Source organism: Marmoricola sp. URHA0025 HA25, from assembly GCF_054059435.1.
This window is the reverse complement of sequence record NZ_JBSSCD010000001.1, coordinates 1,001,338-1,026,320: the sequence shown is the minus strand read 5'-3', so window position 1 is coordinate 1,026,320 and position 24,983 is coordinate 1,001,338. Positions and strand designations below refer to the sequence as shown.

The 24,983-nt window shown below is 70.7% G+C and carries 22 protein-coding genes; 11 read left to right on the top strand and 11 right to left on the bottom strand.

Features of this window, described 5'->3' with window-relative positions:
• Window position 1 precedes the first annotated feature (1 nt).
• The 4 genes from ACVW00_RS04940 to ACVW00_RS04925 all read left to right on the top strand — a co-directional run bounded on the left by ACVW00_RS04940 (window position 2) and on the right by ACVW00_RS04925 (window position 5,924).
• On the top strand, window positions 2-916 hold the full coding sequence (locus ACVW00_RS04940) for a carbohydrate kinase family protein (protein WP_457109789.1): 915 nt from the start codon (window positions 2-4) through the stop codon (window positions 914-916).
• The gene (locus ACVW00_RS04935; RefSeq protein WP_457109788.1) at window positions 913-1,827 is read left to right on the top strand and encodes a pseudouridine-5'-phosphate glycosidase; all 915 of its coding nucleotides are present in this window, start codon (window positions 913-915) and stop codon (window positions 1,825-1,827) included. The genes ACVW00_RS04940 and ACVW00_RS04935 overlap by 4 nt, the downstream gene beginning before the upstream one ends.
• Before the next feature lie 168 nt (window positions 1,828-1,995).
• Window positions 1,996-3,930: a S53 family peptidase gene (locus tag ACVW00_RS04930; RefSeq protein ID WP_457109787.1), complete on the top strand. Its 1,935-nt coding sequence runs from the start codon at window positions 1,996-1,998 to the stop codon at window positions 3,928-3,930.
• Window positions 3,931-4,100: 170 nt separating this feature from the next.
• On the top strand, window positions 4,101-5,924 hold the full coding sequence (locus tag ACVW00_RS04925; RefSeq protein WP_457109786.1) for a zinc-dependent metalloprotease family protein: 1,824 nt from the start codon (window positions 4,101-4,103) through the stop codon (window positions 5,922-5,924).
• A 12-nt stretch (window positions 5,925-5,936) separates the two neighbouring features.
• On the opposite strand, the gene ACVW00_RS04920 is transcribed toward ACVW00_RS04925, so the two are convergent.
• Window positions 5,937-7,889, bottom strand: coding sequence for an ATP-dependent DNA helicase (locus tag ACVW00_RS04920; RefSeq protein WP_457109785.1), 1,953 nt, complete (start codon window positions 7,887-7,889; stop codon window positions 5,937-5,939).
• Between the two features lie 229 nt (window positions 7,890-8,118).
• Between ACVW00_RS04920 and ACVW00_RS04915 the strand changes: the two genes are divergently transcribed.
• The 4 genes from ACVW00_RS04915 to ACVW00_RS04900 are packed head-to-tail and all read left to right on the top strand — an operon-like array spanning window position 8,119 to window position 12,087.
• Complete coding sequence (locus ACVW00_RS04915) at window positions 8,119-9,195, top strand: ABC transporter ATP-binding protein (RefSeq protein WP_457109784.1); 1,077 nt, start codon at window positions 8,119-8,121, stop codon at window positions 9,193-9,195.
• A complete protein-coding gene (locus ACVW00_RS04910; protein ID WP_457109783.1) occupies window positions 9,192-10,412 on the top strand; it encodes an ABC transporter substrate-binding protein in 1,221 nt (406 codons plus the stop codon). Before ACVW00_RS04915 ends, ACVW00_RS04910 begins: the two co-directional genes overlap by 4 nt.
• Window positions 10,413-10,433: 21 nt before the next feature.
• Window positions 10,434-11,264 carry an ABC transporter permease gene (locus tag ACVW00_RS04905; protein ID WP_457109782.1) on the top strand — a complete coding sequence of 277 codons (831 nt, stop codon included), beginning with the start codon at window positions 10,434-10,436 and terminating at the stop codon, window positions 11,262-11,264.
• Between the two features lie 10 nt (window positions 11,265-11,274).
• On the top strand, window positions 11,275-12,087 hold the full coding sequence (locus ACVW00_RS04900; RefSeq protein WP_457109781.1) for an ABC transporter permease: 813 nt from the start codon (window positions 11,275-11,277) through the stop codon (window positions 12,085-12,087).
• A gap of 159 nt (window positions 12,088-12,246) precedes the next feature.
• Here the strand turns inward: ACVW00_RS04900 and ACVW00_RS04895 are convergent, their stop codons facing one another.
• The 3 genes from ACVW00_RS04895 to hflX form a co-directional block, all read right to left on the bottom strand.
• Entirely contained in the window at window positions 12,247-12,969 is a 723-nt protein-coding gene (locus ACVW00_RS04895) for a LemA family protein (RefSeq protein WP_457109780.1), read from the bottom strand.
• A 73-nt stretch (window positions 12,970-13,042) separates the two neighbouring features.
• The gene (locus ACVW00_RS04890; RefSeq protein WP_457109779.1) at window positions 13,043-14,785 is read right to left on the bottom strand and encodes a DUF2207 domain-containing protein; all 1,743 of its coding nucleotides are present in this window, start codon (window positions 14,783-14,785) and stop codon (window positions 13,043-13,045) included.
• Between the two features lie 54 nt (window positions 14,786-14,839).
• The gene (hflX, locus tag ACVW00_RS04885) at window positions 14,840-16,381 is read right to left on the bottom strand and encodes a GTPase HflX (RefSeq protein ID WP_457109778.1); all 1,542 of its coding nucleotides are present in this window, start codon (window positions 16,379-16,381) and stop codon (window positions 14,840-14,842) included.
• A 127-nt stretch (window positions 16,382-16,508) separates the two neighbouring features.
• Here hflX and ACVW00_RS04880 point away from each other — a divergent pair, with 127 nt between their 5' ends.
• Together ACVW00_RS04880 and ACVW00_RS04875 are read left to right on the top strand one after the other, a co-directional pair.
• Window positions 16,509-16,724, top strand: a complete 216-nt coding sequence (locus ACVW00_RS04880; protein WP_457109777.1) for a hypothetical protein — start codon at window positions 16,509-16,511, stop codon at window positions 16,722-16,724.
• Window positions 16,721-17,062: a hypothetical protein gene (locus tag ACVW00_RS04875; protein WP_457109776.1), complete on the top strand. Its 342-nt coding sequence runs from the start codon at window positions 16,721-16,723 to the stop codon at window positions 17,060-17,062. The genes ACVW00_RS04880 and ACVW00_RS04875 overlap by 4 nt, the downstream gene beginning before the upstream one ends.
• A 147-nt stretch (window positions 17,063-17,209) precedes the next feature.
• On the opposite strand, the gene ACVW00_RS04870 is transcribed toward ACVW00_RS04875, so the two are convergent.
• The 6 genes from ACVW00_RS04870 to ACVW00_RS04845 form a co-directional block, all read right to left on the bottom strand.
• Entirely contained in the window at window positions 17,210-18,073 is an 864-nt protein-coding gene (locus ACVW00_RS04870) for a hypothetical protein (protein WP_457109775.1), read from the bottom strand.
• A gap of 207 nt (window positions 18,074-18,280) precedes the next feature.
• Entirely contained in the window at window positions 18,281-19,057 is a 777-nt protein-coding gene (locus ACVW00_RS04865) for an SDR family NAD(P)-dependent oxidoreductase (RefSeq protein ID WP_457109774.1), read from the bottom strand.
• A gap of 58 nt (window positions 19,058-19,115) precedes the next feature.
• Entirely contained in the window at window positions 19,116-19,940 is an 825-nt protein-coding gene (gene dapF, locus ACVW00_RS04860; RefSeq protein WP_457109773.1) for a diaminopimelate epimerase, read from the bottom strand.
• A gap of 31 nt (window positions 19,941-19,971) precedes the next feature.
• Window positions 19,972-21,822, bottom strand: a complete 1,851-nt coding sequence (gene ggt, locus ACVW00_RS04855; protein ID WP_457109772.1) for a gamma-glutamyltransferase — start codon at window positions 21,820-21,822, stop codon at window positions 19,972-19,974.
• A gap of 73 nt (window positions 21,823-21,895) precedes the next feature.
• Complete coding sequence (locus ACVW00_RS04850) at window positions 21,896-22,417, bottom strand: dihydrofolate reductase family protein (protein WP_457109771.1); 522 nt, start codon at window positions 22,415-22,417, stop codon at window positions 21,896-21,898.
• 189 nt (window positions 22,418-22,606) lie between these two features.
• Window positions 22,607-23,701 carry a glycoside hydrolase family 6 protein gene (locus tag ACVW00_RS04845; protein ID WP_457109770.1) on the bottom strand — a complete coding sequence of 365 codons (1,095 nt, stop codon included), beginning with the start codon at window positions 23,699-23,701 and terminating at the stop codon, window positions 22,607-22,609.
• A 140-nt stretch (window positions 23,702-23,841) separates the two neighbouring features.
• Between ACVW00_RS04845 and ACVW00_RS04840 the strand changes: the two genes are divergently transcribed.
• The gene (locus tag ACVW00_RS04840) at window positions 23,842-24,033 is read left to right on the top strand and encodes a hypothetical protein (protein WP_457109769.1); all 192 of its coding nucleotides are present in this window, start codon (window positions 23,842-23,844) and stop codon (window positions 24,031-24,033) included.
• Here ACVW00_RS04840 and miaA read toward each other — a convergent pair.
• The gene (gene miaA / locus ACVW00_RS04835; protein ID WP_457109768.1) at window positions 24,006-24,932 is read right to left on the bottom strand and encodes a tRNA (adenosine(37)-N6)-dimethylallyltransferase MiaA; all 927 of its coding nucleotides are present in this window, start codon (window positions 24,930-24,932) and stop codon (window positions 24,006-24,008) included. The genes ACVW00_RS04840 and miaA overlap by 28 nt on opposite strands.
• Between the last annotated feature and the right edge of the window lie 51 nt (window positions 24,933-24,983).

The window sequence follows — 24,983 nt, the reverse complement described above, 5'->3', positions numbered from 1 at the left end:
AGTGAGCACCCCCGGAGACGTCGTCGTGGTCGGCGGCATGAACATGGACACCTTGGCCAGGATCACCGGGGACACGGTGCCGGGGAGCAGCAACCCCGGCGCGACGGCGATCGCCCACGGCGGCGTCGGACGCAACGTGGCCGAGAACCTCGCCCGCCTGGGCAGCCCGGTCCGGCTGATCGGCGTGGTCGGCCAGGACGACCCCGGCACCGCGCTGCTCGAGCAGCTCGGCCTCCTCGACGTCAACCTCCGCGGCGTACGCCGGTCGGCCGACTGTGCGACCGGGACCTACACCGCCGTGCTCGACCACGACGGTGGCCTCGTCATCGGTGTGGCCGACATGGCCGCGACCGACAGCCTCGGCCCCGAGGACGTGAGTCGCGAGTCGCTACGTGGTGCCGGCTGGCTGGTGCTCGACGGCAACCTCCGCACCGACACGATCGCCCACTGCCTCGCTCTGGCCGAGGAGCAGGCCGTGCCGGTCGTGCTCGACCCGGTCGGCGTGACCAAGGCGGCCCGGCTCGGCCCGCTCCCGGGGCTGCACACGTTCACGCCGAACCGCGACGAGTTGATCGCCTGGGCCGGCACCGACGACGTCGACGCCGCCCGCGCGCACGCGCACTCCCAGGGCATCGACGTGGTCTGGCTTCGCGAGGGCGCGGAGGGCAGCACCCTGCACACCGGCGACGGGGCGACGACCCGGCTGCGGCTGCCACCAGCAGAGGTGGTGGACGTGACCGGGGCCGGAGACGCGATGCTCGCGGCGTACGTCCACCGGCTTCGCGCCGGGGACCCGGTCGCCCAGGCCGGCTGGTTCGCGACCGCGGCCGCCTGGCTCACCGTGCAGTCCACGACGACCGTGCGACGCGACCTGACCGAGGACCTCGTACACGGCACCCTGGAGGACCTGCGGTGATCGACCTGCAGCTGACCGACGAGGTCCGCGCGGCGCTGGCCGACCGCCGGCCGGTCGTCGCACTGGAGAGCACGATCATCAGCCACGGGATGCCCTACCCCGACAACGTCGCGATGGCCCGCGAGGTCGAGGCGATCATCCGCGCCGACGGAGCGACCCCGGCGACGATCGCGGTGCTCGACGGCGTACCCCGGATCGGGCTGGACGACGCCGCGCTCGAGCTGCTCGGCCGCGGGCAGCAGGAGATCCGCAAGGTCAGCATCCGCGACCTGCCCTACGTCGTCGCCCGCCGCGAGCACGGCGCGACCACGGTCGCCGCGACGATGCGGCTCGCCTCCCTGGCCGGCATCCGGGTCTTCACCACCGGCGGCCTCGGCGGTGTGCACCGCGGCGCTGCGACGACCATGGACGTCAGCGCCGACCTGACCGAGCTCTCCCTCACGAACGTCACGGTGATCTCCGCGGGAGTGAAGTCGATCCTCGACATCGGCCTGACCCTGGAGGTGCTCGAGACCCTCGGCGTGCCGGTGCTGGGCTACCGGACCGACGACTTCCCGGCGTTCTACACCCGCACCAGCGGGTACGCCGTGCCGCTGCGCGTCGACTCGGCCGATGAGATCGCCGGGATCATGCGCGCGAAGGACGAGCTGTCCGTCGCCGGCGGGATCAGCGTGGCCAACCCGATCCCGGAGGCTGACGGGATCCCGCACGAGCAGATCGACGCGATCATCGACCAGGCGCTCGGCGACCTCGACCGGCTCGGGATCACCGGCAAGGACACCACGCCGTACCTCCTCGGCCGGATCGTGGAGATCACCGGGGGCGACTCCCTGCGCGCCAACGTCGCGCTGGTGAAGAACAACGCCCACCTCGGCGCCGAGATCGCGGTGGCTTTCGCGCAGGCCCAGTAGGCGCTCCGCGACGGCCTTGAGGAGGCTCTGCGAGCCGAATTGGTTCCGTAAATGCGGCAATATCTCCGGAAATTCAGCGGCTCAAACCATTGACGACAGCCCAGATTGGGCGTGAAGTGGCTCCGGGCAATCTTCCCCATTTCGCACCCATGAAGGAGACCCCCTCTCGTGTCTCGGAAACTCGGTATCCCCGTCGCGGTCCTCACCACGGCGGCTCTCGGCCTCACGCTCGCCGGCCTGGCCACGCCGGCCGACGCAGCCACCAGTCACTCGCTCCCCGGCAGCGTGCCGAGCTGGGCCAACGCGGCCCACAAGGCCGGAGCCGCCAGCTCCTCGGAGCAGGTCGACTTCCGCGTCTACCTCGACTGGCAGGGCGGCTCCGCGGCCGCCGACTACGCCACCGCGGTCAGCACGCCCGGCAACGCGCTCTACGGCAAGTTCCTCAGCGCCAACCAGTTCGCCGCGAAGTTCGCGCCGAGCGCCGGCACGGTCAACAGCGTGAAGAGCTGGCTCAAGGGCCAGGGCTTCACCGTCGGCCACGTGCCGGCCAACAGCAAGTACGTCGAGGCGGTCGGCACTGTCGGCCAGGCGGCCAAGGCGTTCTCGACCTCGTTCGCGACGTACAAGGTCGAGGGCAAGACGCTGCGCAGCAACAACAGCCCGCTGGTCGTCCCCGACTCGCTCTCCGGCGTGCAGGCCGTCGTCGGGCTCGACGAGTCCGCCGCGCTGGTGCACCACGACAGCAACCCGCCGGCGGTGTTCAACAACGCCCGCCCCTGCTCGGAGTGGTGGGGCGAGAAGACGGTGCAGAACACAGCGACCCCGGACAACACGGTGCTTCCGGCCACGCCGTCGGCCTTCGCGCCGTGCGGCTACGCCGGCGCGCAGCTCCAGGGCGCATACGGGATGGACGGTGCCATCGCGAGCGGCAACGACGGACGCGGGGTGACCGTCGGCATCATCGACGCGTACGCCTCGACCACGATGCTCTCCGACGCCAACAGGTACTCGAGCGAGCACGGGCTGCCGTCGCTCAACGGCCACTACAGCGAGCACGTCGCGCCGGGCACGAAGGTCCGGCCGCAGAACCCGAGGCAGGACCCCGAGGGCTGGAGCGGCGAGCAGACCCTCGACGTCGAGGCCGTGCACACGATGGCTCCCGGCGCGGACATCCTCTACGTCGGCTCGCCGAACAACTACCAGGACATGGACGCGGCGCTGAACTGGATCGTGTCCCGGCACGCCGCAGACATCGTCACGAACTCCTACGGGTTCTCCAGCGAGGCACTGCCGCCGGGCTACATCAAGCCGCAGAACGACATCCTGATCCAGGCCGCGGCCACCGGCATCTCGATGTTCTTCTCCAGCGGTGACGACAGCGACGAGACCGGCGGGGTTGCCGGCGCGACGCCGACGCCCGACTGGCCCGCCTCCAGCCCCTGGGTGACCGCCGTCGGCGGGACCTCGCTCGGAGTCGGCCAGGACAACAGCCGGATCTTCGAGCTCGGCTGGGCCACGGCGAAGTCGACGCTGTCGAACGGTGCCTGGACCACTCCTGCGTACCTCTACGGCTCCGGCGGCGGGACCAGCCGGCTGTTCACGCAGCCGTCGTACCAGGCGGGCGTCGTCGACCCCGCGATGTCCCAGCGGTACGGCGGTCCGGCGATGCGCGTCGTCCCGGACGTCTCGGCGCTCGGTGACCCGACGACCGGCATGCGGGTCGGCCAGACCCAGACGTGGCCGGACGGGCACGTCGCCTACTCGGAGTACCGGATCGGCGGCACCAGCCTCGCCTCGCCGCTCTACGCGGGCATGTTCGCCCTCGTGGTGCAGCGGGCCGGTCACGACTTCGGCCTCGCCAACCCGGTGCTCTACCACGCCGCGGCCAACGACATCACCAAGGCGCAGCGAAGCACCTACCCGGGCGCCGTGCGGGTCGACTTCGCCAACGGGGTCGACGCGGGTGACGGCTACGTGTACTCCGCGCGCTGGTTCGACGTCGACGAGCCGCTGACCATCCACGTCCGTCCGGGCTACGACGACATCACCGGTGTCGGCACACCCGCGGGGCAGGCGTGGCTCGACTACCTGGCCGCGCAGTGACGGCGGCCGCTTGAACGGGGGACCCTCCGAGGGGGCTTGACCGGAGGTGAACCGGGCCGGGAGTGAGAGCTCCCGGCCCGGTCGTGCTCTCACCGGGTTCCCTTCGGGAGATGACACCATTCTCGCAGTTCTTGTGTCCCAATTGTCCGATTTAGGGCAATATGGGAGGCATGAGCCCCCGCCGCCTCCGTTGGACCGCCGCCGCGGTCACCGCGCTCGCGCTGGTGACCCCCGTGCAGGCGCACGCGAGCGGCCGCCCGGACCCCGCGGCGCGGGCGCACGTGCTCGCCCACTCCGGCCACGGCCGCGCGGTCGTCGAGGCGCTCGGCGACCGGCTGCCCGAGGCCGCGGCCGTCAACCACCTGAGCGCGTCCAGGCTCCAGAGCGTCCTCGAGGAGGACCCGACAGCGTGGGTCGGCGAGGACGGCCAGCTGTTCTACGTCGAGAAGACCGAGGCCCTCGTCGCCTCGGCCGGGCTGGTCGCAGGAGCGCCGACCGCGTCGTACCCGGAGAGCCAGACGTTCGGCCTGCACAGCCTGCCGGGGTCGACGCACACCATCTTCCTGGACTTCAACGGCGACAGCGTGGCCAACACCTACTGGAACAGCGCGAGCGTCGGGATGCCCGCACGGACCTACACCGGCTTCACCCTCGACGCCGACCCGGCGACGTTCACCTCTGCCGAGCTCGCCTACATCCAGCAGGTGTGGCGGATCGTCGCCGAGAAGTACTCGCCGTTCGACGTCGACGTCACCACCCAGGACCCGGGTCCTGCCGGCTACAACCGCAACGGTGCCCTCGACACGACGTACGGCGACCACGTGATCATCACCGACGACGCCGGCGCGGTCGCCTCGGCCTGCAGCGGGTCCTGCAGCGGCATCGCGCTGCTCAGCACCTTCGCGAACAGCTCGGACACCAACGGCTACCTCGAGCCGGCGTGGGTCTTCTCCTCGATGACCTGGGACTCCCCCGTGCTCACCGCCCACACCGTGGCGCACGAGGTCGGGCACACGTTCGGCCTCATCCACGACGGCGACGCCACCCACGAGTACGCGTCCGGGCACGGGAACTGGTTCCCGCTGATGGGGAGCGGCGTCGAGGGTGTCGGGCAGTTCAGTAAGGGCGAGTACGCCGGGGCGAACCACCCGCAGGACGAGCTGGCGATCATCGCCGCCAACGGTGCGCCGCTCCGGATCGACGACCACGGCGATCTCAACGTGCTCGCGGACCCGCTCGCAACCGGTGGCGTCGCCAACGGCGTGATCGAGACGCGGGCCGACCAGGACGTCTTCGCGGTGAACCACAGCTGCACGACGAACCTCACCGCCCGCGCGACCGGAGTCGGTGCCGGCGCGAGCCTCGACACGAAGGTCACCGTGACCGACCTGGTCGGCAACGTGCTCGCATCCGCCAACCCGGCCTCGGGCCAGACCGGCTCCTGGCCGGCGCTGCCGACCGGGATGGACGCCCAGGTCACCGTGCCGGCCGGCGTCGGCACCTACTACGTCCACGTCGAAGGCGTCGGCAGCGGCGATCCCGTCTACACCGGCTACTCCGACTACGCCAGCGTCGGCGAGTACGTGCTCGCGATCAGCGGCTGTGACGGCACCATGCCGGTCGTGACCACGCCGGTGCCACCGACCACGACGCCGACAACCACGACGCCGACGCCCGCCGCGGGCACCCCGTCTGCTCCACGCATCGGGCTGGCGACCCCGGGCCACCGCGGGCACCCGGTCACGGCCACCGCCCGCTGGTCGGCACCCGCGACCGCCGGATCGTCGGCGATCCTGGGCTACAAGGTGCTCGCCGAGCAGGTCGACAGCTCCGGCCGCGTGGTCAAGGTGTTCAGCAGCCGGATGCTCGCCGCCGGCAGCCGGACCGCGTCGCTGCGGCTCGGCCAAGGGCACTACCGCTTCCGGGTCGTGGCCTACAACCACGCCGGCGCCTCGCCCACGTCCTCGCCCTCACGGGTCGTGCGGGCGCGCTGAGGTCCGACCGGCTCACCTGCCGCTGAGCCGCACCAGCGCCTTGCGGGCGACCTCCGGATCGGTCGTCGACCACATCGGGGACAGGCTCGCGCGCAGGAACCCGCCGTAGCGCGCGGTCGCCAGCCTCGGGTCGAGCACGGCGACCACACCCTTGTCCGTAGTGGTGCGGATCAGCCGGCCCGAACCCTGCGCGAGCAGCAGCGCCGCATGCGTCGCGGCGACCTCCATGAAGCCGTTGCCGCCGGCCCTGTCGGCCGCCCGCTGGCGCGCGGACATCAGCGGGTCGTCGGGACGCGGGAACGGGATCCGGTCGATCAGCACCAGCTGGCAGGTCTCCCCCGGCACGTCGAGCCCCTGCCAGAGGCTGAGCGTGCCGAAGAGGCAGGTGTGCGGGTCGCCGACGAACTGGCGGGCGAGCTCCGGCAGCTGCGCGTCGCCCTGGGCAAGGGTGGTCAGGTGCGGCAGTCGTTCGCGGACCTCCTCGGCGGCCGCCTCCGCGGCGCGCCGGCTCGAGAACAGGCCCAGCGTGCGGCCGTCCGCGGCGTCGACGAGGTCGACGATCTCGTCGAGCTGGGCCTTCTGCAGGCCGTCGCGGCCCGGAGGCGGCAGGTGCTTGGCGACGTACAGGATCGCCTGCCGGGCGTAGTCGAACGGCGAGCCCACGTCGATGCCCTCCCAGGAGCTCGCTCCGGTGGTTGAGCCTGTCGAGACCAGGCCGACGGAGCGGGCGACCGAGTCGAAGTCGCCGCCGAGCTTGAGCGTCGCCGAGGTGAGGATCGCGGTCTTCGCGGCGAGCAGCTTCTCGCGCATCGGCCCGGCGACCTCGAGCGGCGCGATGCAGAGCTGGTTGCCGCCGTGGCGCTGCTCCCGCTCCGCGACCCAGAGCACGTCGAGCTCCGATCCGGCGGTCATCCGCTCCGCGGTCTTGAACAGCTCCTGCGCCCAGCCCTTGGCCTGGGTCGTCCCGGCATCGTCACCGGCGTCCTTCGGGAAGGCGCTGACCAGTGCTCGCGCGGCGTCGCGGACCAGCACGAGGGCGTCGGCGAGCTCGGTCGGCACCGCATCGACGCGACCCGGCTCGGTCGCGGCGATGGCGGCGCGCAGGGCGTCGGCGGCGTCCGCGAGGTCGTCGGCCTCGGTCCCCTCGACGTGGCGCTGGGCGCGCCTGGCGGTGCGCTCGACCTCGCCCACCGAGAGCTCGTCGGTGGCGGCCTGGGTCACCCGGGCGGTGAGCTCGTGGGCCTCGTCGATCACCACGACGTCGTACTCCGGGATCATCGGGACGCCCTCGATCGCGTCGATCGCGAGCAGAGAGTGGTTGGTGACGACGAGCTGCGACTTCGCGGCCTTGTCCTTCGCCCGCTCGGCGAAGCACTCCGCGCCGTAGGGACACTTGGCGGCGCCGAGGCACTCGCGGTGGCTGACGCTGACCTGCCGCCAGATCCGGTCGGTGTGCCGCGGGGCGTGGTCGCGCTCGCCGCTGCCGGCGGACTGCGCCTCCTCCTCGACCCACTCACGCAGGGCCACCACCTCGGCGCCGGTGGAGCTCTCCGGGAGGTCGACCAGGACGCCCTGGTCGTCCGGCACGCCCTCGCGCACCCGGTGGAGACAGGCGTAGTTGGAGCGGCCCTTGAGCACGGCGTACGTCGCGTCCTCGCCGAGTACGTCGGCCGCCGCCTCGACCAGCGCCGGGATGTCGCGCTCGACGAGCTGGTGCTGCAGCGCGAGCGTCGCGGTCGCGACCACCACCCGGTCGTGGTGCAGCAGCGCAGGGACCAGGTAGCCCAGCGACTTGCCGGTGCCGGTGCCGGCCTGGACGAGCAGGTGCCGGCCGGACTCCATCGCATCGGCGACCGCCTCGGCCATCTGGATCTGACCGGGCCGCTCCTCGCCGCCGAGCGCCTCCACCGCAGCCGCCAGCACCGCGCGCACGGTCGGCTTGTCGACCTCGGACTCCTCGACCACCGGCTCACCCTATGTCCGCCCACCGCCACTTCGTCGAGGCGGCGCAGATGAAAGCCAGGATCACGTCGAGGCGGCTCAAGTGAAAGGCTCAGATTTTCATCTGCGCCGCCTCGGCGTGCCTGCGGGTTTCATCTGCGCCGCCTCGACGGCAATTTCGGTCGCGCCGATTGGGTCACGATGCGGCGATGTTGCTTGTGGAGTCGCCGTACGGGCCAATACCTTCTGATTCATGCGTGAAGAGGGCCAGACACCGTCGATCCGGTTGGTGGATCTGGCCAAGGACTTCGGATCCGTGCGTGCGGTCGACGGGATCGACCTGGAGATCGGCGACGGGGAGTTCTTCGCGATGCTCGGGCCGTCGGGGTCGGGCAAGACCACGGTGCTGCGGATGATCGCCGGGTTCGAGCAGCCGACCAGGGGGCGGGTCGAGCTGGCGGGCACCGACGTCACCGGCCAGCCGCCCTTCGCCCGCGACGTGAACACGGTCTTCCAGGACTACGCCCTGTTCCCGCACATGAGCGTGCTGGAGAACGTCGAGTACGGGCTGCGCGTGAAGAAGGTCCCCCGGACCGAGCGCCGCCGTCGTGCCGCCGACGCGCTGGACACCGTCCGGCTCGCCGAGCACGGGAGCCGGCGACCGGCCCAGCTGTCCGGCGGCCAGCGCCAGCGCGTCGCGCTCGCGAGGGCCCTGGTCAACCGGCCGAAGGTGCTGCTCCTCGACGAGCCCCTGGGCGCGCTGGACCTCAAGCTCCGCCGTGAGATGCAGATCGAGCTCAAGCAGATCCAGCGCGACGTCGGCATCACCTTCGTGTTCGTGACCCACGACCAGGAGGAGGCACTGACGCTGAGCGACCGGATCGCGGTGTTCGACGCGGGCCAGGTCCAGCAGGTCGCCACCCCGCGCGAGCTCTACGAGCACCCGCAGAGCGCGTTCGTCGCCGGGTTCGTCGGCACCTCGAACCTCCTCGTCGGGCCGGCCGCGCGGGCGGTGATCGGACGCGACGGCGTCTTCAGCATCCGCCCGGAGAAGGTCCACCTCGACGAGACCCCGCCAGGCGCGACGAGCGTGGCCGGCATCGTCCGCGAGGTCGTGTACCTCGGCTCCGCCAACCACTACGTCGTCGACCTCGACGTACCGGGCCAGCCCACCTCCCTCACCGTGCTGCGGCAGAACCTGCACACCGCCAGCAGCGACCCGGCGGACCGCCGCGGCGACCGCGTCCGGCTCGCCTGGCTGCCGGAGCACGTCATCGAGCTCGGAACTGAAGCACCCGTCAGCACCCCCATCACCGAGGAGTCAGCATGAAGCACGCACGCACGCTCGCCGTCCTGGCAGCGGTCGGAGCTCTCGCGCTCACCGTCACGGGCTGCGGCTCGTCCGACAACGGCGGTGGCGGCAAGAAGAGCAGTGCCGGGTTCACGGCGCCGGACGTGCCGATGGCGAAGAAGCTCGGCACCAAGGAGGGCGCGGTCAGCATCCTGGCGTGGCCCGGGTACGCCGAAGACGGCACCAACGACCCGAAGACCGACTGGGTGACCCCGTTCGAGAAGGCCACCGGCTGCCAGGCGACCGTGAAGTACTTCGGCACCTCCGACGAGGCGGTGAGCCTGATCAAGACCGGCGACTACGACGTGGTCTCCGCATCCGGGGACGCCACCTTGCGCCTCATCGCGGGCGGCGACGTCGCACCGGTCAACACCGACCTGCTCACCAACTACGGCGACATCCGCAGCTTCCTCAAGAACACTGCCTACAACTCGGTTGACGGTCAGATGTACGGCATGCCGCAGGGCTGGGGAGCGAACCTGCTCACCTACAACCCCGACGTGGTGAAGCCGGCGCCGACGAGCTGGTCGAGCGTCTTCGAGGCGAGCTCCCCGTACGCCGGCAAGATCACGCCGTACGACTCGCCGATCTACATCGCCGACGCGGCGCTCTACCTGATGAACACCAACCCGGACCTCGGCATCAAGAACCCCTACGCGCTGGACAAGCACCAGCTCGACATGGCGGTCGCCGTGCTCAAGACCCAGCGCGGCCAGGTCTCGGAGTACTGGTCGGACTACCTCAAGCAGCAGCAGGCGTTCGAGAGCGGCGACTCGGTGATCGGCACGTCGTGGCAGTTCATCGTGAACCTGATCGACGCCGACAAGAAGCCGATCAAGGCGTTCCTGCCCGACGAGGGCTCGACCGGGTGGTCCGACACCTGGATGATCTCGAGCAAGTCCAAGCACCCCAACTGCGCGTATGCCTGGCTGGACTACATCGGCGGCCCGGACGGCAACGCAGCGTCGGCGTACTACTTCGGTGAGGCACCGGCGAACGGCAAGGCGTGCGACGTCATCGCGACGACGGACAAGGACGCATCGTTCTGCGACACCTTCCATGCCGCCGACGAGGCCTACGCCAAGAAGCTCTGGTACTGGACGACGCCGGTCTCCGACTGCCTCGACGGGCGGACCAAGGTCAAGTGCACGACGTACGCCGACTGGACGCAGGCCTGGACGCAGATCAAGGGCTGAGCCGGACCAGAGCCGAACGAGATGTCGACGCACCCAGGGCCCTCTCTGCGGAGAGGTCTGCTGCTGCTGCCACCGTTGCTGTGGCTGGGAGTGGCCTACCTCGGCGCCCTGGGTGCGTTGTTCCTCGCTGCGTTCTGGACCACCAACGAGTTCACCGGTGACCTGGTCCGGGTCTTCACGCTCGACAACTTCCGCGACCTGCTGCAGCAGTCGGTCTACCGGACGATCACGCTGCGCACGCTCGGGGTTGCGGTGCTCGTCACCGTCGTCGACGCGGCGCTGGCGCTCCCGGTCGCGTTCTTCATGGCCAAGGTCGCCCGGCCCGGCCTGCAGCGGCTCCTGGTGATCGCGGTGCTGATGCCGTTGTGGGCGTCGTACCTGGTGAAGGCGTACGCGTGGCGCGGCATGCTGTCCAAGTCGGGTCCGCTGGAGTGGCTCGGGATCTCCCCTGGCTACGGCCTCACCGGCCTGGTCGTGACTCTGGCGTACCTGTGGCTGCCGTACATGATCCTGCCGGTGTACGCCGGCCTGCAGAAGCTGCCCGACTCGCTGCTCGAGGCCAGTGGTGACCTCGGTGCCTCCGCACTGACGACCTTCCGGCGGGTGGTGCTGCCACTGGTCTTCCCAGCGCTGGTGGCCGGCTCGATCTTCACGTTCTCGCTGACGATGGGTGACTACATCGCGGTGAAGATCGTCGGCGGACCGACGCAGATGCTCGGCAACGTGGTCGCCGACAACTACGGCGTGGCCAACAACCTGCCGTTCGCGGCGGCGTACGCCGTGGTCCCGGTGCTGGTCATGCTCGGCTACCTCGGCGTGGTCCGGCGCACCGGCGCCCTGGAGAACCTGTGAGGGCGCGGCGATGACGATCAGCAGGCGCCTCAAGGCGTTCCTTGTCGGCTGCACCGCTCTGGTGCTGCTGATCGTCTACCTGCCGCTGGCGCTGGTGCTGCTCAACTCGTTCAACGTCAGCAAGTCGTTCGCCTGGCCGCCGAGCGGCCTGACCCTGCGTTGGTGGCAGGCCGCCGGCCACTCCACGGGTGCTCGCCATGCGCTCCTGGTCAGCGTCGAGGTCGGCCTGCTCGCGACGGTGATCTCGCTGGTCCTCGGGACGATGGCCGCGATGGCCCTGCAGCGGGCCCGCTTCTTCGGGCGCAACGCGGTCTCGCTGCTGATCATCCTGCCCATCGCGCTGCCCGGCATCGTGACCGGCCTGGCGCTGAACAACGCGTTCACCTCGATCTTCGGCCTCGAGCTCGGGTTCTTCACGATCGTGGTCGCGCACGCGACGTTCTGCATCGTCACCGTGTTCAACAACGTCCAGGCACGGCTCCGGCGGATGTCCGAGAGCCTCGAGGAAGCCTCGGCCGATCTCGGCGCCGGGCCGCTGACGACCTTCCGGCTGGTCACCTTCCCGCTGCTGCGCTCCGCGCTCCTCGCGGGTGGACTGCTGGCCTTCGCGTTGTCCTTCGACGAGATCATCGTGACCACGTTCACCGCCGGCGGGCACGAGCAGACGCTGCCGATCTGGATCTTCCAGAACCTCTTCCGCCCGAACCAGACGCCGGTGGTCAACGTGGTCGCAGCGGCGCTGATCGTGCTCTCCGCGGTCCCGATCTGGCTGGCGCAGCGCCTCAGCGACAGCGTCGAGCAGACCGCGACCGCCGCTCCCTGACCAAGGACCGCCGAGGCGGCGCAGATGAAAGCCCCAGAAACGTCGAGGCGGCGCAGATGAAAGGAATCGCTTTCATCTGCGCCGCCTCGACGTGCTTTGGGCTTTCATCTGCGCCGCCTCGACGTGCTTTGGGCTTTCATCCGAGCCGCCTCGACGTGCTCAGGGCTGGGCGGGGGGTTCCTCGCTCGCGCCGGCCGGGGGCTCGACCGCGGCGGGCGGAGCAGTGGGCGGGAACGACGGGGCCGGAGGTGCTGCCGGTGCGGCGGGCACGGCCGGGGCGGCGGGGGCGGCAGGCGCGGCGGGAGCAGCCGGGGCTGCGGTGCCGAAGTCGACCTTCGGTGCGACGTCGGAGCCGGCAGGTGCCTCGTAGAACTCCCGCGCCTTGACGCCCGCCATGCCGGCGAACAGCATCCACGGGATCGTCGCGACCGCCTTGTTGAGCGTCGCGACCGCGTCGTTGTAGTACTGCCGGGCGAACGAGATCTGGTTCTCGGTCTCGGCGAGCTGCTTCTGCAGGTCCAGGAAGTTCGTGTTCGCCTTCAGGTCGGGGTAGTTCTCGGCGACCGCGTTGACCCGCACCAGCGCCTGCGACAGCGCTGCGTCCGCGGCGGCCTTGGCCGGCACGTCGTCGCCCTTGGCTGCGGCGGCCACGCCCGCCCGCGCGGCGGTGACCTCCTCGAAGACGCCCTTCTCGTGGGCGGCGTACCCCTTCACGGTCTCGACGAGGTTCGGGATCAGGTCGGCGCGCCGGGTCAGCTGCACGTCGATGCCGCCGAGCGCCTCCTGCGCCCCGATGTCGGTGCGCCGGAGCTTGTTGAAGCCGACGACGACGAACCCGACCGCGACCACGACCAGTGCGATGACGATCCAGACGATCAGCATGCCGAACCTCTTTCCGTTGCGGACTTGTCATTGAACTGCATGAGCGGGCGTCTCGACAGGCTCGACCGGCTGCTCACCAGGAGCCACCGCCGCCACCGCCGCCACCGCCACCACCGCTGAAGCCGCCGCCCCCGCCGCTGGACGAGGAGCTCTGGGTGGCCTCGTAGGAGGAGATCGCGGAGGACACCGCGGAGTCGAAGCTGTCGACCATCTGGTTGACGTAGTTCGACGTGTGCGCGCCCGAGTAGCCGGCGAAGTACGTCGGCACGGGGGGCTCCTCGCCGGTCTCCACGCGGTACTTCTTGGCCCACTCGTCGGCGCAGTCGAGCGCCACCGCCCAGGGGAGGTACGCCGTGTAGAGGTCCTTGCGCCCGGAGAAGTCGAACCGCTCGACCGCCGACGGCGTGGACAGGATCCGCCGGAAGCCGCCGACCCGGGACCACAGGTCGCGGCCTGCCGGCGTGCGCTTGGTGCCCGCGCCCGGCGTACCGACGCCGAGGCCGAACACCGCGAACGCGCCGGGGATCAGCGCGACCGCCGACATGTTCAGCGGGTTGAACGCGCCGAGCCAGATCGTCACGCCCCACAGCGCCAGCAGCACGAAGCAGCCGAACCCGCCGAGGCCACTGGGGGCCATCAGCCCCGAGGTGCGGGCCCAGCCCTTGGTGTTGGCCTTGAACTGGCTGAGCACCGTCTTGAGCTTCTCCCCGGCCGACACCGACTTCGGCGACGCGGTGAACGAGTCACCCGAGTCGAGCACGCCGAGCGCCCCGCCCGCGAGCTGGGTCACGCCGTCGACGTTGCTCCACGCCTTCGTGTCGCCGGTGCCCGTGATCGTCCACTTCCGGTCGTCCTGGCTGAGCTGGACGGCACCCTTCTCCGCGGCCCACATCATCGTGGCGACGAACGCCTCGTCCGGGACCTTCTCGGTGAGGATGTACGCGGCCTGCGCCGGCCCGATCCCGTCCGGCGGCGCGTACATCAGCGGGTAGGCCGGCTGCTTCTCGTGGGTCGAGCGGCTCATCGCGAACCCGGAGAGGGCCCCGAGCAGTGCGATGGCGAGGACCAAGCCGAGGAGCACCGGGTGCCGGCCCAGGATCGGATCCATCCGGCTGCTCCACGGCAGCGTGTTCGCGGGCGGCGTGGGGATGTCCAGGCCGACCTTGATCGTGACCGGCGTGTTCGGAGACAGGATCCCGGTGAGGACGGTCAGGGTGTCGGTGCCCTCACCGTCGGCGGTGCAGCCCGACGTGCTGCCCAGGCCGACCGCGCACCGGAAGTTCTGCGCGGCGGCCGGCAGGTGCACCGTGAGGTGCGCCTGGTCGATCGGCATCTCCCAGCCGGCAGGGATCAGGTCCCAGTAGAACTGCGTGGGCGTCCCGTCGGTGCCCTTCGACAGAGCCCCGGGGATCGTGTAGTCGATCTCGTAGACGTGCACGCCGTCGAGGAGCGTGCCGGCGCTGCCGATCTTCAGCACGACGTACCGGCCGCGGCTCTTGGTCTCGCGCGAGTAGGGCTCCGACTGTCCGTCGCGGGTGACCCGCACCTGCTCGGGGAGCACCCGGCTGTGCGAGCCGTTCGGGTTGTCGCGGGTGTCGAAGAACCGGAAGATGCCGTGCCGCGAGATCGGGAAGTGCACCGTGAGCGTCTCGACGACGTCGAGGTCGCCGTCGGCATTGACGGTGAAGTCGGCCGTGTAGTCGTTGATCGTCGACGTCTCGCCGCTCGGGCTGCTCGAGCTGGTGGAGATCCCGCCGATCCCGACGATCACCGCGAGGACGACCAGGCCGAAGATCCCGGCGACCAGTTTCCTCATGGCGCGACCCTAGCGGCGGGAGCACCCGCGTACCGGGAAGTTGACCAGACCGCGCTAGTCGATCGTCGTGACGGCGTAGGGCTCCAGCTCGGCGGCGAGCGCCTCGCTGACCCGGGCCTGGACGACCGTGCCGTTGCCGGTGTGGTCGGTGCTGAGCACCTCGCCCTTGTCGTGGATCCGGCTGACCAGGTCTCCTCGCTCGTAGGGCAGGAGCACGCGCACGTCGACCGCCGGGCGCGGGAGGTCGGCCTCGATGGCCCCCCTGACCTCGTTGATGCCCTCACCCGTCTTCGCCGAGCACACGATCGAGTGCGGCTCACGTTGCCGCAGCCGGGCGATCGTCATCGGGTCGGCGACGTCGGCCTTGTTGACCACGACGAGCTCCGGGATGCCGGTCGCGCCGATCTCGGCGAGCACCTCGCGTACGGCGGCCAGCTGGCCCTCCGGGTCGGGGTGCGAGCCGTCGACCACGTGGACGATCAGGTCGGACTCGGCGACCTCCTCGAGCGTGCTGCGGAACGCCTCGACCAGCTGGTGAGGCAGGTGCCGGACGAAGCCGACGGTGTCGCTCATCGTGTAGACCCGGCCGTCGCCGGTCGTCGTACGCCGGGTCGTCGGGTCGAGCGTCGCGAACAGGGCGTTCTCGACCAGCACGCCGGCATCGGTCAGCCGGTTGAGCAGGGAGGACTTGCCCGCGTTGGTGTAGCCGGCGATCGCGACACTGGGCACCGCGTTGCGGCGGCGCTCGCTGCGCTTGGTCTGGCGGGTCGTGCGCATGTGCGCGAGGTCGCGGCGCAGCTTGGCGATCTTGGTGTTGATGCGCCGTCGGTCGGTCTCGATCTTGGTCTCACCGGGACCTCGACCGCCGATGCCGCCGCCCTGTACGCCGACCCGGCCGCCGGCCTGGCGGGACAGGTTGCCACCCCAACCACGCAGGCGCTGCTTCATGTAGTTGAGCTGGGCCAGCTCGACCTGCGCCTGGCCCTCGTGGGACTTCGCGTGCTGGGCGAAGATGTCCAGGATCAGCGCGGTCCGGTCGACGACCTTGACCTTGATCTTGTCCTCGAGGTTGCGCAGCTGGCTCGGGGCCAGCTCCCCGTCGACGATCACGGTGTCGGCGCCGTTGGCCCAGACGATCTCGCGGACGCCCTCGACCTTGCCGCGGCCGATGTAGGTGGCCGGATCGGGCTTGTCGCGCCGCTGGTAGACGGCGTCGAGGACCTGCGAGCCCGCCGTCTCGGCGAGCAGGGCCAACTCCGCCATGGAGTTCTCGGCATCCTCGACGCTGCCCTCGGTCCAGACACCGACGAGCACGACCCGCTCGAGGCGGAGCTGGCGGTACTCGACCTCGGAGATGTCCTCGAGCTCGGTCGAGAGCCCGGCCACCCGCCGCAGCGCGTGTCGCGCGGCCAGGTCGAGGTCGCCGGTGGTCTCCTCCGGGTCCTCCTCGTCGTCCCAGCCGGCCGTCTCGGCGAGGGCCTCGCCGAGGTCGACTGCCTCGACGTCGGGGTCGAAATCCGGGTCGAGCTCGATGTCGAGGTCGCGCGCCTCCAGGGAGTCGCGCGACTCGTCGAATTCTTCAGATGCGTTCGTCATACGCCTTCCAGAATAGGCCGGGCGGCAACCCGGTTTCAGCCGTACGCCGCGACCGCGGACACCGGAGCCTGTGAGAAACCTGTGACCAGAGGGAATGGACTCGAGAGCGCGCGGGTACCCGGGCCGCATGAGCGACGTGGAGAAGCCGCCGCCAGGCGACGCCGATCGTGACGTCGAACCCGAGGACGACCTCGACCCGGAGGCGCCCACCAACAGCACGCTGACCCATCCCCCTCTCGACGACGCCGACCGGCCGGTGCCCGAGCTCGACGACGTCGAGGACGCCTTCCAGGAGGAGAACGCCGGCTCCTCCCTCGACCAGCCGTCCGGCGACAACTCATGACCACCGACGACACGACGAAGCACTCCGACCAGCACGCCGAGACAGAGCCCCGCGTGGGTCCGGAGCCGCCTGACCCGAAGGTGACCGACTCCGACCCGAGCGGCGACGGCCCTGGAGGCCTCGCCGGCGGGATGGGCGTGAGCAGCGAAAGGACCGGCCGCGTCCCGGGCGCAGAGGGGGAAGCGACTCACGGCGCCATGGACCCGTTCCCGGAGCTGCCCACGGACGAGGACCCGCCGCCCGAGCAGTCGGCCGGCGGGTCTGAGGTCCGTCCCGACAACGACCTGCCACCCCATCCGTTCGATCGGAGGACCGCGCAACCGCACTCGCACGGATGACGCCGCTCCGACGGCCCCCAGTCACGGAACGCCCGGACGCCCCCTTACGCAGCGGGGCAGCCGGGCGTTCTGTTGTCCTCACGTGGACGTGCGAACGCCCGGCCGTCCTGAGGAGGACGACCGGGCGCGCACGCATTGCTCAGGCGATCAGCGGACCCTGAACGTGCTCGATGTGGCAGCAGCGCAGTCGGCAGCGTTCGGCACCACGACACGTGGTGTCATCGCGTAGTACCTGCCGGCGCTCTTCGCACGCTTCAGCTTGTACGTGCCGTCGCCTGCGGTGGCAGCGGTTCCGATCCTCTTGTCGGGACCACTGCGCACCTTGAAGATCGTGACCAGCCGCGAACCCTTGCACGCCGCAGCCGAGGAGGACAGGGTCCCCTTGAACTTGCCCAGCCTGTACTTCGCGGTCAGGGACCCAGTAGCCGACGGGCAGCCACTCGGGGCGATCCCGGCGAGTGCGGGGCACGCGTCCGGCGGGACGTCGATGCCGTCGTTGTCGGGGTCACAGCTCGCGTAGGTGAGGGTCACCGACCAGTTGTCGATGGTTCCTTGGTCAATCGCCGCGTCGTCCCAGACCAGCAAGCGGTACTGGCCACCCGCGAAGCCGTTGAGCGTAGACATTGCGCCGACCGGGTTGAACGAGCCGGTGAAGGGCGCCACCCCGGTGGAGATGTCGTTCGGCGCCGAGTCGTCGAAGGTCGTGCCGATCATGTTGTCACCGGCGTCTGACTCGTCGTACAGGAACGTGGACCGGCGACCGACGCCAGCGTCGTTCTCGGACTGCACCCAGATGTGCAGGTCCGCATCGTCGGTGTGATGGATGTTCAGCGTGAGGTTCACGTCTGTGACGACCAGACCGTCCTCGGGCACGTTGATGACCGACGAGGAGATGACGAAGTCAGTGATCGGCACCGACGTGTTGGTCGAGTACGTGCGTGAGCACGGTGCCGTGGCGGATGCCTTGCCGGGTGCGACCGCAGCCATCGCGGCAGCCGCCAGGGCGGTCACGACGACGATGCGCAGAAGTTGTTTCAGTGGGATGGCATACACAGGTTGGTCCCTCCGCGAGACAGTGATTCCGCGCAGACTGTCAGAGACCGTCGTACCGGCTCGGCCGTGGCCTAGACCACATCCGTCACTTTGGTCGCCCCCGGACGTCGCATCCCACCGGAGGGTCTCCGCACTGGTAAGGGAGCCGATGCCGGGGCGGTCCGGCTACTTCGGTGGCATCCGGATGCCGCCGTCGACGCGGATGGTCTCGGCGTTCATGTAGGAGTTCGTGATGCACTCGACGACCATGCTGGCCAGCTCGTCGGGGACGCCGAGCCGCTTGGGGAACAGCACGCTCTGGCCGAGGTGCGCCTTGAACTGCTCGGACGCCTCGCCCTCGCCGTAGATCGGCGTGTCGATGAGGCCCGGGGCGATCGTGTTCACCCGAATGCCGGCCGCCGACAGGTCACGGGCGATCGGCAGGGTCATCCCGACCACGCCGCCCTTGGAGGCGGAGTACGACGCCTGGCCGATCTGTCCGTCGAACGCGGCGACCGACGCCATGTTCACGATGGCGCCGCGCTGGCCGTCGGCGTCGGGCTCGTTGCGGCCCATCGCGGTGGCGGCGATCCGGATGGTGTCGAAGGTGCCGATCAGGTTGATCGCGATCACCTTCTTGAACGCGTCGATGTCGTGGGCGGAGGCGAACTCGCCGTCCTTGCCGATCGTGCGCTGCGCCCAGCCGATGCCGGCGGAGTTCACCGCTGCCCACAGCGGCCCGAGCTCGAGCGCGTGCTCGACGGCTGCCTGGATCTGCTCGGTCCGGGTGACGTCGACCGGGGCGAAGGATCCGCCGATCTCGTCGGCGAGCGCCTCGCCCTTCTCCGCGTTCAGGTCGGCGACGACCACCTTGGCGCCCTTCGCGGCGAGCTGACGGGCACAGGCGGCGCCGATGCCCGAGGCTCCGCCGGTGACGATTGCACTGGCTCCGTTGATGTCCATGGCGGCGATCCTAGAACTGAACGCACCGGGGGTTCAGAGAGGCCCGAGTCCGGAGGACTCAGAGATCCGTGATGCCCTCGGCGACGAGCACGGCCGGGCCGGTGAGCAGCACCCGGTCGTCGGGGGTCCAGACGACCTCGAGGGTGCCGCCGGGCACGTCCACCGTGTACGGCGTACCGCGATCCGCGTTGTCGGCCAAGGATGCCGCGACCATCGCCGCGCAGGCGCCGGTGCCGCACGACCGGGTCTCCCCCGACCCGCGCTCGTGCACCCGCATCGCGACATGTCGCTCGCCGCGGCGTGCGACGAACTCCACGTTGACGCCGTCGGGGAACACCTCGCGGTCGTGACCGGGCTCCTCGCGGAGCGGACCGGCGTCGTCCAGCGACTCGACGAACGCCACGGCGTGCGGATTGCCCATGCTGACCCGGGTGGCCGGCCAGGACCGGCCGTCGACCTCCACCTTGGTCTCGGCGAAGACCTCCGGAGCGCCCATGTCGACGGTGATCCGGTCACCCTCGAAGGTGATCTCCTTGATGCCGGCGCGGGTCGCGATCCGGAGTGGGTCGCGCGGGTCGACGTCGGCGTGCGTCGCGAGGTAGAGCGCGAGCACCCGGATGCCGTTGCCGCACATCTCGGAGAGCGATCCGTCGCTGTTGCGGTAGTCCATGAACCAACGTGCCTCGCCCCGGGCTGCGATCGCTGCCGGGTCGTCGGTGGCGTCGGTGCGGACCACCCGGATGACGCCGTCCCCGCCGATCCCGGCACGACGGTCGCAGAGCCGGGCCACCTGCTCGGCGGTCAGCTCGTGCCGGCCGTTGGCATCCGGGAGCAGCACGAAGTCGTTCTCCGTGCCATGTCCCTTGAGGAAGGCGTAGTCCACGCGAGCCAGTCTAGGGACCGGCTCCCCGAGGTCAGCCGCCGCTCCGCGACACCACGGCCGCGGCTCCGCCGCCACGGCGTACCGGCTCGGCCACAGCGGTCATCCGCTTGCCGGGGCCGAACTCGATCGCGGTCGCCGCGCCGATCTCCGCCGCGCTCGTGCCCGGCGCTCCGGCCGGCACGAACGTGTGGCCGTACGCCGAGAGCGCACTGCCCCACTGGTCGATGAAGGCCTGCTCCGCGGTGACGTTGGCCGTGTTGCGCTGCGATGCCCGCGGCGCGGCGATCGCCTGCTGGATCGTCATCCCGCGGTCGATCCGGTCGTAGAGCATCTGCAGCACCGTCGTGATGATCGTCGAGCCTCCGGGCGAGCCGAGGGCGAGGAACGGCTTGCCATGGCGCAGCACGATCGTCGGCGAGATGGAGGAGCGCGGCCGCTTGCCCGGGTCGATCCGGTTGGCGTCGGTGGGGTCGTAGACGGCCGAGAAGTCGGTCAGCTCGTTGTTGAGCAGGAAGCCGCGCCGCGGCACGACCATGCCGGAGCCACCGGTCTGCTCGATGGTGAGGGTGTACTCGACGATGTTGCCCCAGCGATCGGCCACGGTGAGGTTCGTGGTGTTCAGGTTCTCGGTGTCCGGCGCGGTGCGTCCGGCCGACCGCGCCCCGCAACCGCCGGTGGCGTTCACGTCGCCCGCGGCGATCGGCTTGGTCATCGCGAGGGTCGGGTTGATCAGGCACGCGCGGGTCGCGGCGTACTGGTCGGAGAGCAGCTGCTGCAGCGGCACGTGGACGTACGCCGGGTCGCCGACGTACTTGCCGCGGTCGGCGAAGGCCAGGGCCGAGGCCTCGAGGTAGTGGTGCAGCGCGTCGACGTCGTTCATCGCCGACAGGTTGAACCGCTCGAGGATGTTCAGCGCCTCGCCGACCGTGGAGCCGCCGCTCGAAGCCGGGCCCATGCCGTAGACGTCGTACCCCCGGTAGCCGACGTGGGTGGGCGCCCTGTTGATCACGCGGTAGCGGCGGATGTCGCGGGCCGTCATGAACCCGGCCGGCACGGGCAATGTGGTGGTCGGTGAGGTGCGCGGGTGCCGGACGATGCGCGCGATCTGGTGCGCCAGCCGGCCGCGGTAGAACGCCTGGGTGCCGCGCTTCGCGATCAGGTCGTAGGTGCGCGCGAGCGCCCGGTTGCGGAACACCGAGCCGACGGCCGGGGCGTCTCCGCCACGGAGGAACAGCCTCGAGGTCGCGGGGAACGCCTGGAACCGGGTCTTGTTGTCCAGGGTCTGCTGCCGGAAGGTCTGGTCGACCACGAACCCGTGGCGCGCGAGCCGGGACGCCGGCTTCAGGGTGCGACCCAGCCGCCAGCTCCCCCAGCGGTGGAGGGCTCGCTTCCAGGTGGCCAGTGACCCGGGGACGCCGACGGAGACTCCGCTGGTGACCAGCTCGGGACTGAAGTTGTAGGGCTTGCCGGTGGACGGGTCGATGAACGCGTTGTGCGGCATCGCAGCGGGCGCGGTCTCGCGACCGTCGATCGTCCCGATCCGGCCGGTGCGTGCGTCGTAGTGCACGAAGAAGCCGCCACCGCCGATGCCGCTGCTGTAGGGCTCGGTGACGCCGAGCGCCGCGGCGGTCGCGATCGCCGCGTCAGTCGCGTTGCCGCCGTGTCGCAGCACCCTGAGGCCCACCCTGGTCGCGTTCGGATCCACCGAGCTGACCGCACCGCCACGTCCGACGGCGGTGGCGTTCCTCGGCGGCGCCGCGACGGGCGCCTGCGCCGGTTGGGCCCGTAGCACCGCATCGGCCGGCGCGGTCGGGACCAGGAAGCCGGCGAAAGCCACCGCCAGGGTGGTCGTCAGGGTCAGCCGGACAGGACGGATGCGCATGGTGCCTCCCGAGAGGAGCGGTGGGTCGCGACGATGCGCTGCGGAGTACCCGGCGGTCGGGCGCTGATGCTCCTCAGCGCACGACGCGGTAGTGCGCGCACGCGAAGTCGCGGTTGCGGTCGACCTCGAGGAGCTCGAGCTCGACGTGCCGGGGCAGCAACGGCGCACCGCCGCCGAGCGCCACCGGGGCGTACTGGACCCAGACCTCGTCGAGCAGGCCGTGGTCGTGGAACTGCCCGACCAACTCTCCCCCGCCGACGACCCAGACGTCCTTGCCGGACGCGGCCTCGACCATCTGCGCATGGACCTCGGCGACCGGTGCGCTGGTGAACCGGATGTCGCGCTCGGTCTCCGGGAACCGGCGATGGGCGAAGACCCAGGAGGGCACGACGTACGGCCAGCTGTCCGGGTCGTTGTCGAGGATCCACTGGTACGTCGTCGCACCCATGCAGAGCGCACCGACGTCGGCGATGAACCGGTCGTAGTGCTGCGGACCCTGCGGGTCGATGTCGCGGCTCAGCAGCCAGGCGAGCGAACCGTCGGGGTCCGCGATGAACCCGTCGATCGAGCTGGCGGTGTAGTAGGCAGTGACCATCTGGCCAGTGTCGCGCCGGGCACCGACAGTGGACCCGGTCCACCACCGGTGGTCGAGCCGAGCACCGGGTGATCGAGCAGCGAGCGCCAGCGAGCGATCAGTCGAGACCTGGTGACGTACGCAGGGAGGTCTCGACAGGAGCCCGTCGAGACGTCCGGCCGCTGAGCCCGACGAGAGCTCCCTGCGCCGTCAGTACGGGGTGGTCCTCGCGACGCGGAGCGCACGTGCTCGCAGGAAGGGCGAGCTCTGTCGATAGAGCCAGGGCCGGCCGAACCAGAGGTAGGCGTCGACGGAGGCCTGTGCTCCTGGACGCAGGTCGGCCGGGAGGTACGTCGCCACCTCGGTCGTCGGCGGGATGCCGAGCGTGTCGCAGCGCTGCTGGGTCGTCGTCCGGCACGCCTGCGCGTTGTCGAAGTCGCCGTGCGGGTGCGCGGCCCGGTACTGCAGCCAGGTGAACGGCCGCCCGTTGTCGGCGGTGTCGACGACGAAGTGGCGTCCCGGGACGCCGGCCGCGGCGAGCGCCGCGACGAGCTGACGTCCGTAGGCGACGTTCGACTCGGTGCTCGAGTAGTGCGTCGCGCCGAGCGCGAAGCCGCGCACCTCCGCGATCCCGGAGTGCAGCAGCAGATCGGCAGCGCGCGGCACCGAGAGCCAGTCGGAGTCCGAGGCGTCGATGTAGACCGACGTCCGGGGAAGCTGCCCGAAGACGTGGGCGGCGTACGCCGTCAACTGTTCGCGGACCTGTGGCTGCCAGCCGCCCAGCGCCACGGGCAGGTCGGGCTCGAGGACCATGGCGACCCGCGCCCCGCCGATCGCCTGCGCGGCGGCGTCGATCCACCGGCGGTAGGCGTCCTGGGCGGCGGCGGTCAGCGGCTTGTCCTTGGCGCCCTCGCCCTGGGGCCAGAGCCGGAAGACGGCGAGCTGCACCAGCACGTCGGGATCGCCGGCCTGGGTGGTGCGGATGTAGTCGCGCAGCTTCGCGGACGCGTCGGCGGCGGTCATCCAGCCGCCGAACCAGCGCACGCGCGGACGCAGCGCGATCTTCGCCAGCAGGGAGCGCTGCGTTCCCGTCGACCGCTGGTAGGCGGGATAGACGCCGTCGGCGGAGCCGGTGTAGACGCCCCAGGTGCCACCGGCGAGCGGGTTGTCGGGGTTCTCCGCGTACGTCGCCCGGCCCGTGTCGCGACCGCCGGCTGCGCTCCCGTCGGCCGCACCGACCAGGAGGAGGGCGACGGTCGCCAGGGCGGCGACGAGCAGACCTGATCGAGCGTGTCCTCGGGTCATGGCTGCGGGTCCTCCGGTCAGGTGCCGATCGAGCGCAGTCGACCGCACCCACACCCCTCATCGGCCGGGACGAGCGCCACCTGAGATGTCCGGGCCGTGTCCTGCCCGGACTTGTCGGAGCCTCGTGTCATGGTCGTGCCATGGACGTTGAGCGTGATCCTGGGCGGACCGACTTCGTGCTGATGCTGCGGGGAGAGACCCGCCACTGCCGCGACTGCGGCACTGCGACGATCTTCCTGCCCGTCGAGCAGCAGGGCTGGATCTGCACCTCGTGCGACGCCGCCGTGGTGCTGGTCGACCCCGCTCACGCCTGGGTGTCGGCCGCCGCCTGAATCCTGGTGCGGGCCTGCTCGGCGCGCGCCGGGTCGTCGTACCGGACCCAGGTGATGCGCTCGTCCTTGCGGAACCAGCTGTCCTGGCGGCGCGCGAACCTCCGACTCGCGGCGACCGTCTGCTCCTTGGCCTCCGCCTCGCTGATCTCGCCGTCGAGGAGCGCCAGCACCTGGCGGTAGCCGAGCGCGCGGTTCGCGGTCATTCCCTCGCGGAGTCCGTGGTCGGCGAGCGCACGCACCTCCCCCACGAAGCCCGCCTCCCACATCCGGTCGACCCGCATCGCGATGCGGGCGTCGAGTGCCGGCCGGCCGATGTCGACGCCGATCTGCACCGTGTCGGGGTCGGCGTACGCCGGCGGTGGGAGCGTGGCGGCGAACGGCCGGCCGGTGAGCTCGATGACCTCGAGCGCCCGCACGATCCGGCGGCCATTGGTCTCGATGATGCCGGCTGCGGCTTCCGGATCGACCTCCGCGAGACGCCGGTGGAGCGCCTCGGGGCCGAGCTCGGCCAGCGTGGCGTCGTACCGCGCCCGGATCTCGGGGTCCGTGCCCGGGAAGTCGAACTGGTCGAGGATCGCGCGCGTGTAGAGCGCCGAACCGCCGACGAGCACCGGCACGACACCACGGTCGCGGCAGTCCGCGACCGCCGCCCGCGCCCAGCGCTGGAACTCCGCGACGGTCGCCGGTTGGGCGACGTCGAGCACGTCGAGGAGGTGGTGGGGGATTCCCCGCCGTTCCGGGAGGGGCAGCTTCGCCGTGCCGATGTCCATGCCGCGGTAGACCTGCATCGCGTCGGTGTTGACGATCTCCCCGCCGAGCAGCTCGGCGAGGTCGAGGGCGAGCTCGCTCTTGCCCGACGCCGTGGCCCCGACGACGGCCACTATCGGCAGGCTCGACATGCGCCTAGTGTGCCAACCACCAGGTCCGGGTGGTCCGGGTCTCCGGGAAGG